This window comes from Burkholderia sp. AU28863 (genome assembly GCF_002223195.1).
Classification (GTDB): domain Bacteria; phylum Pseudomonadota; class Gammaproteobacteria; order Burkholderiales; family Burkholderiaceae; genus Burkholderia; species Burkholderia sola.
In genome coordinates this window covers 1-1,677 of record NZ_NKFE01000014.1, presented here as the reverse complement: position 1 = coordinate 1,677, position 1,677 = coordinate 1, and the positions used below count along the sequence as shown (strand labels likewise).

1 protein-coding gene is annotated in these 1,677 nt (G+C 66.7%); it reads right to left on the bottom strand.

Annotation, left to right across the window (positions count from 1 at the left end; genetic code table 11):
• Window positions 1–3: 3 nt before the first annotated feature.
• Window positions 4–1,677 (bottom strand): amidohydrolase (locus CFB81_RS34665; RefSeq protein ID WP_089438202.1); only part of this gene is annotated, 1,674 nt, incomplete at its 5' end.

Genomic DNA, 1,677 nt, shown 5'->3' with positions numbered 1-1,677 from the left:
ATGTCAGATCGCCCAGCAAGAGCACCCGAACGCGCCCCAGAAGCCCTTCGCATCCGACGTCGGCAACGTGCTTGCCCATGCGCTCGCGTGCGCATGCTGGTGAAGGTTGCATTCATTCGCGCAGCCGCACATCGCGGCGGCCGCCGCGCGTTGCAGCGGCGCGCCGTTGCGCTGCGTCGCGCCCCAGCCGCCATAGCCGCCGAACTCGCGCACCGGCGACCAGTCGGGCATCGCCGGCGGAATCGGCGCGTCGTGCGACGCGAACGGCCCCGCGCCCCACACGATCTTCCCGTCGACCACCGTCAGCAACGCGGTCGTGGCGGCGATGTCGTCCTCCGCGCATGCGAAGAAATCGCGATCCGGGACCACCAGGTCGGCAAGCTGCCCCACCGCGATGCGCCCCTTCTTGCCCTCCTCGTTCGAGAACCACGTCACGTACTCGGTCCACATCCGCAGCGCGGTTTCGCGATCGAGCAGGTTGCGCTGCGGATACATGCGCATGCCGCCGACCGTCTTGCCCGTCACGAGCCATGCGAGCGACACCCACGGGTTGTACGATGCGACGCGCGTCGCGTCGGTGCCGGCCGACACCTTCAGCCCCTTGGCAAGCATCTTCGCGACCGGCGGCGTCGCCTCCGCGGCTTGCGCGCCGTAGCGCTCGACGAAGTATTCGCCCTGGTACGCCATCCGGTGCTGCACCGCGATGCCGCCGCCGAGCGCGGCGATCCGGTCCATCGATTTCTCGGTGATCGTTTCCGCGTGATCGAAGAACCAGTTCAGCCCTTCGAGCGGGATGTCTTCGTTGACCTTCTCGAATACGTCGAGCGCGCGGCTGATCGTTTCGTCGTAGGTCGCGTGCATGCGCCACGGCCAGCGGTTTTCCGCGAGCACGCGCACGACGCCTTCGAGATCGTCCTCCATCTGCGCGGGCAGGTCCGGCCGCGCGACGCGGAAATCCTCGAAGTCGGCCGCGGAAAACGCCAGCATCTCGCCGGCGCCGTTATTGCGGAAGTAGTCAGTGCCGTCGTGGTACTTGACGCTCTTCGTCCAGTTCACGAAGTCTTCCTTTTCCGCGTTCGGCTTCTGCGTGAACAGGTTGTACGCGATCCGGATCGTCATCTCGCCCGCGTCGTGCAGCTTGCGGATCACTTCGTAATCGTCGGGATAATTCTGCGAACCGCCGCCCGCATCGATCACGCCCGTCACGCCCAGCCGGTTCAGCTCGCGCATGAAATGGCGCGTCGAGTTGTACTGATACTCGAACGGCAGCTTCGGCCCCTTCGCGAGCGTCGCGTAGAGGATTGTCGCGTTCGGGTTCGCGAGCAGCAGGCCGGTCGGGTTGCCCGCCGCATCGCGCAGGATCGTCCCGCCCGGCGGCTCCGGCGTGTCCTTCGTGTAGCCGACCACCCGCAGCGCCGCCGCGTTCAGCAACGCGCGATCGTACAGATGCAGGATGAACACGGGCGTGTCCGGCGCGACCGCATTGAGTTCGTCGATCGTCGGCAGCCGCTTCTCCACGAACTGGTGTTCGGTGAAGCCGCCGACCACGCGCACCCACTGCGGCGCGGGCGTGATCGCGACCTGCTGCTTGAGCATCTCCATCGCGAGCGCGAGCGACGGCACGCCGTCCCAGCGCAGTTCCATGTTGTAGTTCAGGCCGCCGCGAATCACGTGGCA